A 15,302-nucleotide genomic window follows, 5' to 3' on the forward strand; every position below is an offset into this window, starting at 1 on the left:
TGTTTCATCTATTATAATCATTTTCTGACGGTTTTGACAACCAGATTAATCAAAGAAAGGGAAAGCCTCATGTGGGGCTTTCCCTTTCTTTGAAAAAACGAAGATAAAAATCTGTTCATGCGCCTCTAAATGATGATGCAGATCAGACCGCCGTGTCCTTCATTCACGATACGCTGCAGCGTATCCTGCAGTTTGATCTGGACATTGTCCGGCATTTTGTAAAGCTTGTTCTGAATTCCTTCTCTGACCAAGTCATGCAGGGACTTGCCAAAAATGTTGGACCCCCATAGCTTCTTCGGATCAGACTCAAATTCTTCCAACATATACCTGACAAGTTCCTCCGCCTGCTTTTCGGTCCCGATCAGCGGCGTTATTTCCGTCGTGACATCCGCCCTCAGAATATGCAGGGACGGTGCGCTTGCTTTAAGCTTGATTCCGAAATGACCACCGGATTTGACCAGTTCAGGCTCTTCCAGAAACATTTCGTCCAGTTGCGGTGTGACAACACCGTAGCCGTTTGTTTTGACTTCTTCAAAAGCTTTCGAGAGTTTATCCCATTCTTTTTTGGCTTTGCTATAATCCAAAATCATTCTTAAAAGCGTATGATCGCCTTCAATATTAATTCCCGTCAGCTGTTCCAGGACTTGTTTAAACAGATCTTTTTCGGTGGTAATCTCAATTTCGGCATGGCCCGTTCCGAGATCGGTCTCTTTCAGAATAATGTCTTTGGAATGCGGACATTCAGACAATATCTCCAGGGCATGATCGATATCCCTGATCCGCTTGATATCCCCAACCGACTTTTGAATGACGTTCTCAAACTCGGCCCGGATAGGATGGGAAAGGTCCAGTTCTTCAACCCACTTGGGAAGTTCAATATTGACTTCGGCAACAGGGAACTCATACAGAATTTCCTCAAGGATCTGAGAAATGTCATTTAAGTTCATTTCCATGCAGTCTACCGGAATGACCGGTACCTGGTATTCCTGCTCCAGGCCGCGGCATAGCTCCATGGTGCTTTCCGCGTAGGGTTTGGTCGTATTCAGCAGCAGAATAAATGGTTTGCCTATTTCCTTCAGTTCAGAAACGACCCGTTGCTCCGCCTCAAGATAGTTTTCTCTTGGAATTTCGGATATCGATCCGTCTGTCGTGATGGCGATGCCCAAGGTAGAATGGTCGGTAATCACTTTGCGGGTACCTATTTCAGCCGCTTCCTCAAAAGGAATCGGTTCCTCATTCCAGGGGGTATGGACCATTCGCGGCTCATCTTCTTCCCCCTCATAACCAAGTGCACCATTCACAGCGTATCCAACACAGTCCACCATTCTGACATTCATGTGAATCGTATCCTTCAAAATAACTTCAACTGCCTCAGAAGGAATAAACTTGGGCTCCGTCGTTGTGATTCGGCGGCCCGCACCGCTTTGCGGAAGTTCATCCCGTGCTCTTTCCCGCTCAAATACATTAGCTATGTTCGGCAAGACCAGGAGTTCCATGAAACGTTTAATAAATGTAGATTTTCCAGTCCTGACGGGACCGACAACACCGAAATAAATATCCCCTCCTGTCCTTTCAGCAATATCGCTGAAAATATCATAGTTTTGCATAGATCTTTTCCCTCCCTTTTAGTGTGCTGTCCTTCCAGCAAGGACCTGAAATCTACTTTTTTTGCTTGTTTTGTCTTCTCACACTTAACAACAGGACTAGCACCTCAAGCATTATATTTATATTGAAGAAATAATGAAATTATGTCTAAATTATTTATCCATTTTTTCTGAGGACTCAAGAATATCTTCCGCTATTTGCAATACATATAGGCAAGAACACAGTATCCACAACAAAACGGAGGTGTGCTGAATATGATCTCGTCACTGTTAATCATTATTGGAACCATCATCATGCTTATGCTCGGGATCTTTTTCCTGGTATTATGTATCAAACTCGGATTTCTTTGTCACAAGGCATTGGAAATATATATTGTGAAGAACAGCCGGGAGGATGAACCGCATCGGATCTCAGGGCGCGTCAAAGCAAACTAAATTAAACTAAAAGAAGTAAGCAAAGCAAAAAGCTGCTAACAAATTTGTCAGCAGCCTAGTACCTTGTCAACTCTAAAATGCATGCTAAGCTTATCTCAGGACTATATCCCAAGACTTAACGCCCGAATATCCCCATATCCTCTGTTTCATGTTTTTTGCCTCTCATCATGAGGTTCTCAAGTGCTTCGCTCGGACTAAGTCCTTCAAACAGTACTTTGTAGGCCTGTTCGGTGATCGGCATCGAAATACCATATTTTTTACTCAGCTCAAAGGCGACTTTTGTCGCGCGAACGCCTTCCACGACCATGCCGACTTCCCTCAGGACTTCATCGAGCGGCTTACCGGTGCCCAGTGCCCTTCCTGCCCGCAGGTTACGGCTGTGCAGGCTTGTGCAAGTCACAATAAGATCTCCTATTCCGGCCAGCCCGTAAAAAGTCTCAGGCTGACCGCCCATGGCCACCCCGAGTCGGGTCATCTCAGCGAGTCCCCTGGTCATTAAGGCTGCTTTGGTATTGTCTTTCGGGTTCATCCCATCCAGGATACCGGTACAGAGCGCAACAATATTTTTGAGCGACCCGCCCATCTCAACGCCGATCATGTCAAGATTTGTGTACACTCTGAATTTCGAAGTCATGATCAGATCCTGAACGGCTTCGGCCACTTTGATATCCTTGGCGGCAACGGCGACGGCTGTAACAACATCTCTGCCGACTTCCTCCGCATGACTCGGGCCGGATAAGACCGCAATCGGATGACCCGGCAGTTCTTCCTCAAGTACCTGGGAAAGCCTTAAGCCCGTATTTTCTTCGAGTCCTTTGGCCGTATTGATGATAATGCAGCCGGGTCTTAAGTATGGCTTGATCAGACGTGCGCTTTCTCTGACCGCATGGGAAGGTACGCTGATGAATACGGCTTCAGCATCGATTTCTTTTAAGTCCGTCGTCGGGGTGATCTCGTCCGGCAAAAAGCACCCTGGTAGATATTGGATGTTCTCTTTTTTCCTTTTCATCAATTCAATTTCATCTGAAAAGATCCCGATAAGGGAGACCTTATGTCCTGCCCTGACCAGCAGAAGAGAAATTGCTGTTCCCCAGCTCCCTGAACCAAACACTGCAATTTTTTTCACTTTGTTTTCACTCCCCTTTATTTTTACCAAACTTAGCTTCAGTCCCGTTAAGGATTCTTTTAATATTGGACTGATGCAGGAAAATCACTGTTGATGCGCCTACCAAGGCCAGTACTTTATAAGCGAGCGGCTCCTGAAAAACAAAAGCCATGATAACCACGGTAACTGCGGCTAGAATTGATCCCAACGAAACGTACCTGCTTACGAGCACAACCAGAATAAAAACCACCAGGGCAACAATCGTTACCTTCGGCACCAGGACAACAATGACACCCAAACCACAGGCAGCACCTTTACCGGTTCGCTTAAAGCCAAAATACGGATTAAAGCTATGTCCGAGCATCGCAAGCAGACCGCCGGCAATGCCGCCCCAAGGGCCGAGGAGCAGCCAGCAAAGGTAAGCTGCAAGGCCGCCTTTAAGCGCATCCGCAGCCAGTACGCCGATTCCCCACAATGGACCCAGAACGCGGAAGGTGTTTGTTGCTCCCATATTGCCGCTTCCATGCTTCCGGACATCTATATTTTTGATCTTGCCTGCCAAAAAAGCAGATGGTAGGGCGCCCAGAAGATAAGCAAGCAAAAAAATCAGATACGCAAACATAATGACACTTTCTCCTTCATTTCTCTTACTTGCAGATTATGGTTTTTCTTCGTCTCTTTTTCGCATGATCATTCTGATTGGCGAACCTTCAAAGCCAAAGTTCTTACGCAGCTGATTTTCCAGATAGCGCTTATACGAAAAGTGAACAAGCTCCGGATCATTCACAAAGAATATAAAGGTCGGGGGCTGAACACTGCTTTGCGTTGCATATAAAATCTTTAGCCGTACGCCTTTATCCGATGGCGGCGGATTCAGATGCACCCATTCCCGGAGCAGGTTGTTTAAGGTGCTGGTCGAGATACGTCTGCTGGTCTGCTCTGCAACAAATTCCACCAGATCCATAATTTTATTGATTCTTTGGCCTGTCTTGGCCGAAACGAACTGCGTGGGTGCATAAAGGACAAAAGCCAGTTCTTCCCGGATATCTTTTTCATATTTATTGATAGTTTTCTCATCTTTGATCACAAGATCCCATTTATTGATCACAAGGATGAGACCTTTTCCTGCTTCATGTGCATAGCCGACAATTTTCTTGTCCTGGTCTGTTACGCCTTCGATGGCATTAATCACCATCAGTACGACATCCGACCTGTCCACAGCCCGGAAAGAACGCACCACACTGTAGTTCTCCGTAACTTCGGAGATTTTTTTCTTGCGCCTGATGCCGGCCGTATCGATTAATACATAATTTCTTTCTTCATACGTAAATGGGGTATCGATTGCATCCCTGGTCGTTCCGGGTATGTCACTGACAATGACCCGTTCCTCCCCGAGCAGCATATTGACAATCGATGATTTGCCGACATTCGGTCTGCCAATCACGGCGATTTTGATCACATCTGGGTCATAGTCGGCCGCGGCATCTTCCGGCAGGACCGAAACAAGCGTATCGAGAAGATCCCCGGTATTCATGCCGTGAACGGCCGAAACTGGAATCGGATCACCGAAACCCAGCGGCAGAAATTCATGGGCCTCTGCCTCAAACCGGGTAAATTTTTCTACTTTATTCGCGACCAGCAATACCGGTTTGCTCGATTTCCGCAGGTATCTGGCGATCTGCTGATCATCCGGCGTAATCCCGGATTTGGCATCGACAAGAAACATGATGACATCAGCTTCATCGACTGCGATTTCGGCCTGCTGTTTCATCTTCGATGAAAGCGGTGTCGTTTCATCTTTAAATTCTATACCGCCGGTATCAATTAGCGTAAATTTTTTGCCAAGCCATTCAGCATCAAAATATAACCGGTCCCTTGTTACCCCGGGGGTATTTTCAACGATGGCTACCAAGCCACCGACGATTCTGTTAAATAGCGTCGATTTCCCGACATTCGGACGCCCAACAATTGCTACCACAGGTTTACTCATTTTCCGAACCTCCAATCGTTATCCCAAAAAGTCCTTCTATAAAAGATTGACCATCATTCTCCACAACTACCGCTATACCATTGACCTGTTCGGTCAGCCACCGGACATCATATCCGTCAAGGAATACTTCTTCACCGGCTCTCAGCATCACACGCGACAGTAAGAAATATTCTCCCTGCAGGTCACCCAGTTGCGCTGCGATGTCCTGAGCCGTGAGCAGCCCTGCTACAGTCACCGCAGGTCCAAAAAAACGGTTGCCAATCTCATGAACGGTAATATGTACACCCTGAACTGTAGGCAGCTCCGCGATCCTGTCTCGGAAATAGGCCGCTGCCGATACTCCGGTTACCAGGTGTATTTTCCTTTCCAGAATCTGCTCCGGCAGATCACCGGCGCACATCCGGATTTCTTCCTGAAACTTTCGGGCCATGCCGATGCCGTTTTCCAGCTGCGGAAAGTCATCATATTCTGGATATGACGGAAGATCTCTGCCTGCAAGCATATAAAATTCATCAGAAAAATAAACAAGGTTTAGGCCGGTCCGTTTTCGGTATTTCTGCTGCCATTCTATGCCGATATCCAGGACTTCCTTGGCCTCCTCCGGCGTTACAGTCCGAAGTTCAGGCAATCCATCCCTGTACTTTGTTAAGCCGACCGGAACAATCCCAATGGACTGGACCTGTGGGAAAAAGGCCGCAAGGTTCTCCACGGTTTCCTGCAAGATCTCCCGGTCATTGTAATCAGGAACCAGAACGATCTGCGTATGAAGAACAAGACCAGCTTCAGCAAGCCTTTTTATTTGCTCCGCCAGCTTCCCGGCCTGCCTGTTTCTCATCAGTTTCTCCCTGACGACGGGATTCCATGCATGAACGGAGATATACAAAGGACTTAGATGCATGTTGATGATTCTCTGAAAATCCTTCTCCTTCAGGTTGGACAGAGTGATATAGCTCCCCTGATTCACCGACATCCGATAATCGTCATCCAGATCGTACAGCGATGATCTCATCCCGGGAGGCATCTGCCGGACAAAGCAGAAAACACAGTTATTCCGGCACTTCATTAGTCCGTCCCGGCCTACGCTGCTGACTTCGATACCAAGCGGTTCCTCCGGTTCCTTGACAATCTCCAGTTCCCAGATCTCATGATTCTTCTTCTGGATGATTAATGCAAATTCTTCCTCAGCGGTCCAATACTGCAAATCCAAAATATCCTGAATATTGTGCTGATCCACCTGGAGAATCTCATCTCCGGGTTCGATTTCCATCTCAGCAGCAATACTGTTTTTCATGACAGCAGATACCTTCAACCCATTGGGCATTTTCCCCATCCTTTTCCAACGTAAAACGCTTTAGCACTTGGTTAACCTTTTTATTATACTATAATGGCTATTATAAAGGTACTAGTAAACCATTTTCCAAATAACTGCCCAATCGAATTGAAACATAAATAACCTTATGATTCGTCTGTTAGCTGCTTCGCAACAGCTTATCCTGTCGGAAGCGCGAAATATTCAATAAAATACCTATTTCAAACATGGTTACAAGCAGGGAGCTTCCTCCATAGGATACGAGAGGAAGCGTGATCCCGGTTACCGGAAAAAGGCCGGTCACAACACAAAGATTAATCACGGTTTGGATGCCCAGGATCGTTGTGATCCCAAATCCGAGCATCCGTCCGAATCCATCCTGACATTGCCGGGATATGGCATAGCCCCGTCCAATGAGTACGATAAAACACAAGAGCATAAGCGAAGTCCCGAAGAAACCAAATTCTTGTCCGATCACGGCAAAAATGGTATCCGTATAATTTTCAGGTAAAAACCCGAGCCCTTCATTGCTTCTCCCGATACCTATCCCAAGCAGTCCGCCCGATCCGAAGGCTATCTGGGCATTAATCTGCTGGTAGCCGAAGGTCGTTGCATATTCCCATGGATGCAGCCAGCCTAAAATTCTGTTCCACTGATACTCTTCACCTTTGACCAGGTAGAATCCGGGGATGCCAATTAGAGGTATCGCAGCCAGAAAATAACCTGTTGGAAGCTCAGTCATCAAAAGCATAAACCCGCCTGCTGCCAGGATGACAATCGCGGTTCCAAGGTCGGGCTGTTTATAAACCAGCAAGAAAATGACCGCGAGCACACCAACCGGCAGGAAGATATCCGTAAACTTCTTTATCGGATAGCGGTTAAGAATATAGGCGAAGAAAAAAACGATGGCCAGTTTCGCAATCTCCGATGGTTGTACGGACATCCCGAAAATATCCAGCCAGCGAGCCGATCCTTTCGTAGTAATAGACATATTGCTGAATTCGACCAACAGGAGCAGGATGACACTGACGAGAATACTCAGCCCGGAAATCTTCCGGAAGAACTTTAAAGGAATAAAAACCGCCGCCCCGGCTGCCACTATTCCAAGGCTTACCCAGCGCAGCTGCTTAAAAAATAAATAATAAGAATTATTGGTATTCTCATAGGAAAAAGAGGAGCTAGCACTTAAAACCATAATCAGACCAACTGCCAAAATGATGACTGCAGAAAATAACAGAATAAAGTCAGGTTTTTTTGTTTTTATCTTCTGAACAGCCATCTTTTGACCTCCTGTTGCATTAATTCCGTCTGAAGTGAAATGACTTCCTGCCAATCAAAGCAAGAAGCCATTTGATGCATTAATTTTATTAAAGTGTGTCCACGTCTGTATCCGGGATATTGCCAATTTTCTCGCCAATCGTAACTTCAGGTATTTCCGGTTGGTTCTCCAAATCCTGACGGGCACTGGCTTCACTGGCTTCCGTAAGCAGTTCCCGGATACTCAAGCTTATTTTTTTATCTTCCGGTTTAAAATCGATGACTTTGGCTGTGATCTCCTGGCCAACCTGTACGACATCCTGTACTTTCATGACCCTGTGGTCAGCCAGCTGGGAAATATGCACCAGCGCATCGATCCCATCCTCCAGTTCTACGAAAGCACCGAAAGGTGCGATTCTGACGACTTTGCCGTGTACGATGGATCCCATGGCATATTTTTCAGCAGCAGCAGACCACGGATTCGTTTTAAGCTGTTTTAACCCGAGGGAAATCCTGCCTTTTTGGGTATCAATCGCTAAGATCTGAACTTCAACTTCATCATCGACATTCACGATCTCCGACGGGTGTTTTACTCTGGAGAAAGCCATATCCGAGATGTGCAGCAGCCCGTCAATACCGCCAAGATCAACAAACGCACCAAAATCGGCCAGGCGGCGGACTGTTCCCTTTACGATATCGCCTTCTTTAAGCGTCTCCAGAAGCTTTTCTTTTTTACCTTCCTGCTCTTCAGCTAAAATAACCTTTTGGGAAAGAACCAGTTTCTTCTTGTATTCATCGTACTCGATGACTCTTAAACGAAGTGTTTTCCCGATATATTTTTCAAGATTGTCTACGAAGCCGGTCTCAACCTGAGAAGCAGGCACAAAGCCTCTCATTCCGAGGTCGACCAGAAGTCCGCCTTTGACTGCTTCCGTAACGACTGCCTGAACTTCTTCTTTTGATTCGGCCAGATGGGCCAACTGTTCCTTCGCTTCAACCTCATTGGCCCGTTTACGGGATAAAACAGGGTAGCCTTCCTGGTTTTCAACACGCATGACCATTACGGAAATCGTGTCACCAATTTTAACGAGATCATTAATATTCGAAACCTTGGTAGCGGAAAGCTCCTCGAAAGGAATCATGCCCTCCGATTTCCAGGCAATATCCACGAATACCTCATCGCCTGTTATTTTTACGACGGTCCCTTTGACAATCGCGCCCCGATAAAGTTTGGGTAGTCCCTTATCAAAATTTTCCATCATGTTCTCTTCATCACTAACCGTCTTAACAACGCTTTCCTCAGCCTCTTGGATCTGTGTTTTTTCCATAAACTCCGACATTTTCTTGTAAACCTCCTCGATAATCCAATCCGGTGTGGAAGCTCCTGCTGTCAAGCCGGTAATTTTAGCATCCGTAAACCAGATCTCCAGTAATTCTTCAGCTGTTTCGATACAGTATGTTTTCGTTTTCCCACTGCAGATCGATCCCAGTTTTCGTGTGTTGGAACTGCTCAAGCCCCCCACGACAATCATCAGATCCACTTTTTCAGCCAATTCTCTGGCTGAGGCCTGACGTTCTTCAGTTGCCGCGCAGATTGTATTCTGGACGATCAGCTCCCCAGTATGTTTTTTTAATTCTTCAACAACCGTAAAAAAATGACTTTTTTGCTGTGTTGTTTGGGCCAGGACTGTAATTCTCGGGTAGTACGGCAAATCTTCAGCCTCGGCCAGCGTCTCTATGGCGAGGGCATTACTTCCTGCCCATCCTAGGATCCCTTTAACTTCCGGATGGCTTTTGTCACCCACAACAATGACAAAACTGTTTGCTGATGAGCTTGCGGCCATTCTTTGCGCTTTTTGAACATAAGGACACGTTGCATCAATAATGGTAATTCCACGTTCCTTTGCTTCCTCGTACGTTTCCGGGGGAACGCCATGCGACCTGATTACAAGCTGTTGACCCATTTTAGCCTCATCAACAGAGTGAATGACTTCCAATCCTTTCTCAGCCAAATAATCAACAACTTGCTGGTTATGAATGAGCGGTCCCAAAGATGCAGTCAACCCGGTGCCGGCAGCTTTTTCAGCCAATTCAATCGCCCGTTTGACTCCAAAACAGAAACCTGCTTTTGCCGCTCGCTGAATCGTCAACAAAACTGCCCTCCTTTTATGCCTATCACGTCTATTTCGCTGAGAAAAACAAAATTCCTCCTAGTACCTTGTTAACCTTTTATGATTTTTACATTTCATTCACAACATCCATGATTTTATTGGCAAGCCATTCCCTGCTATTTTCAGTCTTTTCAGGGATTTCAAGGTTATCGGCATAAAATGGCTTACCGATAATTATCCCTATCTTACCCCTTTTTTGGGTTAATAATCCTCTGGCTCCATATACCTTGACCGGCAGAATCGGGGCATGGCTTTTGTTTACAATCAAAACGATCCCTGCCATGGCTTCCTGAATGTCACCGGTTTTGGAGCGGGTACCTTCCGGAAATATCCCCAGAACTTTTCCTTCTTTTAACAGCCTGACCGATTTTCGGAATGCCCCGATATCGCCCTTCCCGCGTTTAACCGGGAAAGTACCAAGTCCGTGCAGAATCTGCCCTAACAATGGTATCGAGAAAAGCTCCTCTTTCGCCATGAAATATACCTGTCTTGGCATCGAACAGCCAACAATAATCGGATCCCAGAGGCTAATATGATTGCAGGCTATAATCACAGGTCCTTCTGCAGGAAAATTTTCCAGGCCTGTTATCCTGCAGCCTTTGACCTTCAGAACAAGGGTCATGATTCCCTTTGCCAATGAATACAGCATCACTTTAACCCTCCCTGATAATTCTAATGATCTTGGCAACAACTTCATCAATCGTTAAACCTGTCGTATCGAGGATCACCGCGTCCTTAGCTGGTTTCAGCGGTGCAAATTTTCTCTGGGAATCTACTGCATCTCGTTTTTCAATATCCAAGCGTATTTCTTCCAAAGATACCTCCTTACCCTCTTTGATATTCTCAAGGTATCTCCGACGTGCGCGTTCAGAAGTCGAAGCCGTCAAAAAAATCTTAATTCCGGCATCCGGCAGGACGTATGTACCGATATCCCTGCCATCCATCACGATATTGCCCTTCAGTGCTTCCTGACGCTGTAGTTCAACCAGCCGGTTACGAACCCCGGGATAAGATGCAATCAGCGATACTGCCCTGCTTACCTCAACATCCCGGATCTTAGAGGTAACATCTTCCCCGTCGCAGAATACGGCTTGACGGTCATTATGGCTTAGTCTGATGTCAATGATCCGGGCCAGACCTGTTACTGCCTTTTCATCCTGAAGGGAAATTCCTGAAGCAAGGGCTTTATAAGCTACAGTTCGATACATCGCACCTGTATCAAGATAATACAAGCCAAGTTTGTCGGCAACGATTCTCGCAATGGTACTTTTTCCTGCCCCGGCAGGACCGTCAATCGCCACCTGCAAATGATTTTCACGAAAATGTTCCAAAACGATGCTCCAATCAAAGAAATCTTAATCTTGCGCGCTGTTTCGAAGCTCGCATCTGCCAAAATTATACCACAGCAAAATGATCGCTTACAATTCACTTTACGGTTTAAGATACTGAGACCCCGATAACCGCCAGTAAGTTATTCAGCGCATGAAGCCCGATTGCCGGATAAATCGAATCATGTTTGGTATATAAAAAACCAAGTCCGATTCCGAGAACCAGCTTCGGAATGAAGCCGGTCAAATCAAAATGCAGGGCGGAAAAAATGCAGGCACTGATTACAATCGCCGTCCATTTGCCGAAATAATTCCGCAAACAGCCGAGCAGCACTCCCCGGAACAGCGTTTCCTCAATAAAAGGAACAATAACGGCGATCAGAAAAATGTTCGCAATGAACATGGAAATTGTCGGGTCCTGCAGGAGCTTTACCAGTTCATTTTCTGCCGTTGTCTGGCCTGAATAATACAGAAATGCCATATAGATCATATTAATCAGCCAAACCAAAAAACAGATTTTGAATACATCAATAAGGGCGGAAGCAAAACTGGTCCTTCTCCAGCCCAGGTCATTCAGGGAAAGCCTATTTTTGAACATAATCAGCATAATCAAAATAACAAACAGGGTATTCGAAGTAATCATGGAAAGATAATAGGCCGTTTTGATTTCAGGAAAGAACTGATAGATAGAATAACTGACGAATGGCATCAGTAAAAAAACAACTGCCACACCGATCACAAAATAAGCTAAGGCCTTAAAATTCAACTTCATATTCATCCCCTGCAATTACATAAATTATCCTAGATTATTTTTTTCAGATCTATACATAATAAATTCAAATGAATTACACAGAAATATATACAGCGGAAGGAGGCTGTTAGGATGCTTTATTCCAAAAAATCGGATCATAGCTTGCTGTTCATGGGTTCTGCCATGGTGGGGGGATTTTTGCTGGGTTGTACTTATAAAAGATATGGCAAAAAAATCGAAAAACACATTCAGAAGTTTTGGCAAAAAGATTCGAATGATGATATGTTCGCAGCACACGAAAGCGAAATCTGAATCAGCGATCATCGCCTCTTATCTTTATTCGCTGACGCTCTGCTCCTTAACCGGAGCCTTTTTTATTCTATCAGAAAGAATACGTTCCTTCCTGATATATCTAAGTGCAACTTGGCTGTTGCCAAAAGGATTGGCCACAACCAAGTTTTCTATATTTTCAGCTTCGTGGGGCAACCCTGTGTCCAAGGCCTACGGCTACTTCATCCAAATGCAGCAGCCCTACCCCAAAAAACACGGCCACGCTGAGATGATCACCGCGGTGGGCAATCCCAATTTTTCCTCCGATATTCAGCCCCGTTGCTTTCGGCATAATCTGGCTTAAAGCCTCACGTGTCGCGCCCGCGACGGCCCCTTCGTCGCCATGGGAATCGTGGATTACCCCTTCACGTTTCGAAGCAACAATCGCCCTTTCGACAAGCTTTTTAATTGAAGCAAGATAATCTCCGCCGTAATCTACGGCAACTGTCTTGATGTTATCCGCTAAAAATTTCTGTTTAAGCGCACTTTCCTCTTCTCTGGTTTCACTCATTGCCATTCTTAAAGCAGCCAGAGCAACCGTCTTACTATCCGGTACCATAGCCAATCCTCCTTCTAGGCAAACGTTCTTCATGACGCTAACAAATCAATTACACTAAAAAAAGAGGCGATGTCAGAAAAAAACAACACCTACTTTCATTATATTACATGAATTTCCGGAGATTAGCAAAGCTTATCTTGAGGACTTATAGCGGACTTATAGCGGACTTACGGCGGGCTTATCAGCTGGCCTCCGCAGATTTTAACTTCACATCAAAACTTTTGACATCCCCGTTAAGTTCGATCGAATATGTTTTACTATTCAGAATCACATTGACAGTGATCGGATAAGGAATGCCGGTTGCATCCAGAACAACAGTTCCCGGTTCAACGGTGATGCTTTTTCCATTTTCTATGGCTCCGATATCCCGGTCATTCTGTCTAACCATTACCACACTGTCAGGAGTTATCTCAAAGGAGAGACTGATCGAGCCGCTGTTTGCATTTTCGCTGTATTTAAAGGCCGGGGCATCTATTTCTCCGGAAAATTTCAGATAGAACTCGACGGGATCGGTAAATGCTTTCAGCTGATACAGCCCTAACAATACTGTACAAACTGCCATAATCCTGATGGCTGTTTTCTCAAAGCCCTGAAACCTTGACACTTTTTGGCGCGAAAAAGAAAATCTCCTGGAGCGCATCTGACTCACCTCAGTAATATGTATGCGCCGCCAGGAATTTGCATACCGTCGTCAGATCCAATTTATTAGGGTAAGTCTGAAGGCCACAGACTAATTATCGGTAGTTTGAACATTATTATTCTATCTAGGTCGGTCTCCGTAATATATAGCCGCTTTCGGCAGATAGCGCCCTCCATGGCGCTATCTGCCGCGCTGCGCATCCTTGCTCCGCTCGGCGCTGTCTATATATTACGGAGACAAATCTCTGGAGCTATTTTTCAGTTAGCATTCTTAGAATATCAGTCAAATTATACTTTTTCTTGCATTCATACTTACTAAAATGACCTATTTATCAGTCGGTGGGCCACAGTTCCGCTGTGAGCGGAGCACGATGCGGAGCGCGGCTTTTTGACGGCCATGGATGGCCTAATGTCGCGATGCCATGGATGGCAAGGAGCGACGCGCCATGGAGGGCGCAATAGCCGAAAAGCGGTATTGTGGCCCACCGACCTACCCTAACATGGCTCATTCGCCATTAGCTCATCCTGGCCGTCGCTTTTCCGGCTTTATAGCCGGTTGAGAATGCGGCCTGGAGATTGTAGCCACCGGTTACGCCGTCGATATCGATGACTTCTCCGGCAAAATACAACCCTTTGACCAGACGGGATTCCATCGTAGTTGGATTGATTTGCTTGGCATCAACGCCCCCGGAGGTAACAATTGCTGTCGCCATACCGAGCGTCGCCGTTATATGAAGTACCAGCTCCTGAAATAATCGGCAGAGTCTCTTCCTTTCTTCTTTAGTAACTTTATTAACGACCTTCTCTGGGTCAATCTCCGACAAAGCGACCATCACAGGAATCATACTCTGCGGAAGAAGATCGTCCAGAGCGTTCTTAAACTGCTTGTTGCCATACTTCAGAAAATCCCTCTGCAGCCTTAAATCTATCTGCTCAGAAGTAAGGGCGGGCTTTAGGTTTATTTTCAGCTCAACCTTCTGTTTTTGGTCCAAAGCCTTGGAAGCAATCCTGCTTAAGGTTAGAATAATCGGACCGGATAAACCAAAATGCGTAAACAGCATCTCCCCAAATTCTTCTCCCTGCTTTTTCCCGTCGATCCAGATTGAGGCAGCCGTATTCTTCAGCGTCAATCCTTGAAGCTCTTTCGGCCATTTTTCAAGGGTTTTGAGCGGAACAAGCGCAGGCAGCGGCTTAATGATCCGATGTCCTGCTTTTTCAGCCAGCGTATATCCGTCCCCGGTTGATCCTGTTCCAGGGTAGGATGCTCCTCCCGTGGCAACGATCACAGCATCTGCCGGAAGCACTTCATCGGAGACAGCCAGCTGAACACCGGTTACTTTCCCATCTTCGATCATGACTTTTTTGACAGCCTGGTTAAGCCTAATTTTTACGCATGCTCGTTCCAGATACTTCTTTAAAGCCTTAACGATTACCTCCGAATCGTCGGCTGTCGGAAACACTCTTCCACCTCTTTCTACTTTTGTTTCGACACCATAGTCTTGAAAAAAATGAATCAACGCCTCATTGCCGAACTCTTTTAAGGAAGCGTATAGAAATTTTCCGTTTCCGGGATAAAAACTTACAAAATTACTGATATCCCCCGCATTGGTAAGATTGCACCGACCTTTACCGGAGATCGCAATCTTACTGCCGAGTCTCGTCATTTTTTCAAGGAGTACCACCTCTGCTCCAACGAAAGCAGCCTGGCCCGCTGCTATCATGCCTGCAGCCCCACCGCCTATTACAACAACCTTTTTAGCCACAATCCATCTTCCCTGCTTTCCAATATGTTGATCGCAAACCAACAACACTTTCTAAAATAAC

At 45.9% G+C, this 15,302-nt stretch carries 15 protein-coding genes; 2 read left to right on the plus strand and 13 right to left on the minus strand.

Annotation, left to right across the window (positions count from 1 at the left end):
- Positions 1-125 precede the first annotated feature (125 nt).
- The gene (gene spoIVA, locus AAH944_RS08900; protein ID WP_415534450.1) at positions 126-1,607 is read right to left on the minus strand and encodes a stage IV sporulation protein A; all 1,482 of its coding nucleotides are present in this window, start codon (positions 1,605-1,607) and stop codon (positions 126-128) included.
- 252 nt (positions 1,608-1,859) lie between these two features.
- Here spoIVA and AAH944_RS08905 point away from each other — a divergent pair, with 252 nt between their 5' ends.
- The gene (locus AAH944_RS08905) at positions 1,860-2,039 is read left to right on the plus strand and encodes a hypothetical protein (protein WP_415534452.1); all 180 of its coding nucleotides are present in this window, start codon (positions 1,860-1,862) and stop codon (positions 2,037-2,039) included.
- A gap of 115 nt (positions 2,040-2,154) precedes the next feature.
- On the opposite strand, the gene AAH944_RS08910 is transcribed toward AAH944_RS08905, so the two are convergent.
- From AAH944_RS08910 to AAH944_RS08950, 9 genes are all read right to left on the minus strand, one after another.
- A complete protein-coding gene (locus AAH944_RS08910) occupies positions 2,155-3,165 on the minus strand; it encodes an NAD(P)H-dependent glycerol-3-phosphate dehydrogenase (RefSeq protein ID WP_415534454.1) in 1,011 nt (336 codons plus the stop codon).
- A 7-nt stretch (positions 3,166-3,172) separates the two neighbouring features.
- Complete coding sequence (gene plsY / locus AAH944_RS08915; RefSeq protein ID WP_415534456.1) at positions 3,173-3,766, minus strand: glycerol-3-phosphate 1-O-acyltransferase PlsY; 594 nt, start codon at positions 3,764-3,766, stop codon at positions 3,173-3,175.
- A 36-nt stretch (positions 3,767-3,802) separates the two neighbouring features.
- Entirely contained in the window at positions 3,803-5,134 is a 1,332-nt protein-coding gene (der, locus tag AAH944_RS08920; protein WP_415534458.1) for a ribosome biogenesis GTPase Der, read from the minus strand.
- Positions 5,127-6,455, minus strand: a complete 1,329-nt coding sequence (locus tag AAH944_RS08925; RefSeq protein ID WP_415534460.1) for a DUF512 domain-containing protein — start codon at positions 6,453-6,455, stop codon at positions 5,127-5,129. Before AAH944_RS08925 ends, der begins: the two co-directional genes overlap by 8 nt.
- Positions 6,456-6,603: 148 nt before the next feature.
- Positions 6,604-7,722 carry an FtsW/RodA/SpoVE family cell cycle protein gene (locus AAH944_RS08930; RefSeq protein ID WP_415534462.1) on the minus strand — a complete coding sequence of 373 codons (1,119 nt, stop codon included), beginning with the start codon at positions 7,720-7,722 and terminating at the stop codon, positions 6,604-6,606.
- Between the two features lie 88 nt (positions 7,723-7,810).
- A complete protein-coding gene (locus AAH944_RS08935) occupies positions 7,811-9,850 on the minus strand; it encodes a bifunctional 4-hydroxy-3-methylbut-2-enyl diphosphate reductase/30S ribosomal protein S1 (RefSeq protein WP_415534464.1) in 2,040 nt (679 codons plus the stop codon).
- 88 nt (positions 9,851-9,938) lie between these two features.
- Positions 9,939-10,520, minus strand: coding sequence for a lysophospholipid acyltransferase family protein (locus AAH944_RS08940; RefSeq protein ID WP_068884472.1), 582 nt, complete (start codon positions 10,518-10,520; stop codon positions 9,939-9,941).
- Between the two features lie 4 nt (positions 10,521-10,524).
- Positions 10,525-11,202: a (d)CMP kinase gene (gene cmk / locus AAH944_RS08945; RefSeq protein WP_415534466.1), complete on the minus strand. Its 678-nt coding sequence runs from the start codon at positions 11,200-11,202 to the stop codon at positions 10,525-10,527.
- 106 nt (positions 11,203-11,308) lie between these two features.
- Positions 11,309-11,971: a lysostaphin resistance A-like protein gene (locus AAH944_RS08950; protein WP_415534468.1), complete on the minus strand. Its 663-nt coding sequence runs from the start codon at positions 11,969-11,971 to the stop codon at positions 11,309-11,311.
- Positions 11,972-12,082: 111 nt separating this feature from the next.
- Here AAH944_RS08950 and AAH944_RS08955 point away from each other — a divergent pair, with 111 nt between their 5' ends.
- On the plus strand, positions 12,083-12,262 hold the full coding sequence (locus AAH944_RS08955) for a hypothetical protein (RefSeq protein ID WP_015043061.1): 180 nt from the start codon (positions 12,083-12,085) through the stop codon (positions 12,260-12,262).
- A 157-nt stretch (positions 12,263-12,419) separates the two neighbouring features.
- Here the strand turns inward: AAH944_RS08955 and AAH944_RS08960 are convergent, their stop codons facing one another.
- The 3 genes from AAH944_RS08960 to AAH944_RS08970 all read right to left on the minus strand — a co-directional run bounded on the left by AAH944_RS08960 (position 12,420) and on the right by AAH944_RS08970 (position 15,241).
- Positions 12,420-12,839: a HutP family protein gene (locus tag AAH944_RS08960; protein WP_415534470.1), complete on the minus strand. Its 420-nt coding sequence runs from the start codon at positions 12,837-12,839 to the stop codon at positions 12,420-12,422.
- 181 nt (positions 12,840-13,020) lie between these two features.
- A complete protein-coding gene (locus AAH944_RS08965) occupies positions 13,021-13,443 on the minus strand; it encodes a hypothetical protein (RefSeq protein WP_415534472.1) in 423 nt (140 codons plus the stop codon).
- A gap of 550 nt (positions 13,444-13,993) precedes the next feature.
- The gene (locus AAH944_RS08970) at positions 13,994-15,241 is read right to left on the minus strand and encodes an NAD(P)/FAD-dependent oxidoreductase (RefSeq protein ID WP_415534474.1); all 1,248 of its coding nucleotides are present in this window, start codon (positions 15,239-15,241) and stop codon (positions 13,994-13,996) included.
- Between the last annotated feature and the right edge of the window lie 61 nt (positions 15,242-15,302).

The sequence above is a fragment of the Dehalobacter sp. CP genome, assembly GCF_047652685.1.
In the GTDB taxonomy this organism is placed as follows: Bacteria; Bacillota; Desulfitobacteriia; order Desulfitobacteriales; family Syntrophobotulaceae; genus Dehalobacter.

Excerpts from the sequence above, each read along its gene's own strand:
- AAH944_RS08925 (WP_415534460.1), bottom strand. The coding sequence starts at position 6,455 with ATGCCCAATGGGTTGAAGGTATCTGCTGTCATGAAAAACAGTATTGCT.
- AAH944_RS08930 (WP_415534462.1), bottom strand. The coding sequence starts at position 7,722 with ATGGCTGTTCAGAAGATAAAAACAAAAAAACCTGACTTTATTCTGTTA.
- AAH944_RS08960 (WP_415534470.1), bottom strand. The coding sequence starts at position 12,839 with ATGGTACCGGATAGTAAGACGGTTGCTCTGGCTGCTTTAAGAATGGCA.
- plsY (WP_415534456.1), bottom strand. The coding sequence starts at position 3,766 with ATGTTTGCGTATCTGATTTTTTTGCTTGCTTATCTTCTGGGCGCCCTA.
- AAH944_RS08950 (WP_415534468.1), bottom strand. The coding sequence starts at position 11,971 with ATGAAGTTGAATTTTAAGGCCTTAGCTTATTTTGTGATCGGTGTGGCA.
- der (WP_415534458.1), bottom strand. The coding sequence starts at position 5,134 with ATGAGTAAACCTGTGGTAGCAATTGTTGGGCGTCCGAATGTCGGGAAA.
- spoIVA (WP_415534450.1), bottom strand. The coding sequence starts at position 1,607 with ATGCAAAACTATGATATTTTCAGCGATATTGCTGAAAGGACAGGAGGG.
- AAH944_RS08905 (WP_415534452.1), top strand. The coding sequence starts at position 1,860 with ATGATCTCGTCACTGTTAATCATTATTGGAACCATCATCATGCTTATG.
- AAH944_RS08955 (WP_015043061.1), top strand. The coding sequence starts at position 12,083 with ATGCTTTATTCCAAAAAATCGGATCATAGCTTGCTGTTCATGGGTTCT.
- AAH944_RS08940 (WP_068884472.1), bottom strand. The coding sequence starts at position 10,520 with ATGCTGTATTCATTGGCAAAGGGAATCATGACCCTTGTTCTGAAGGTC.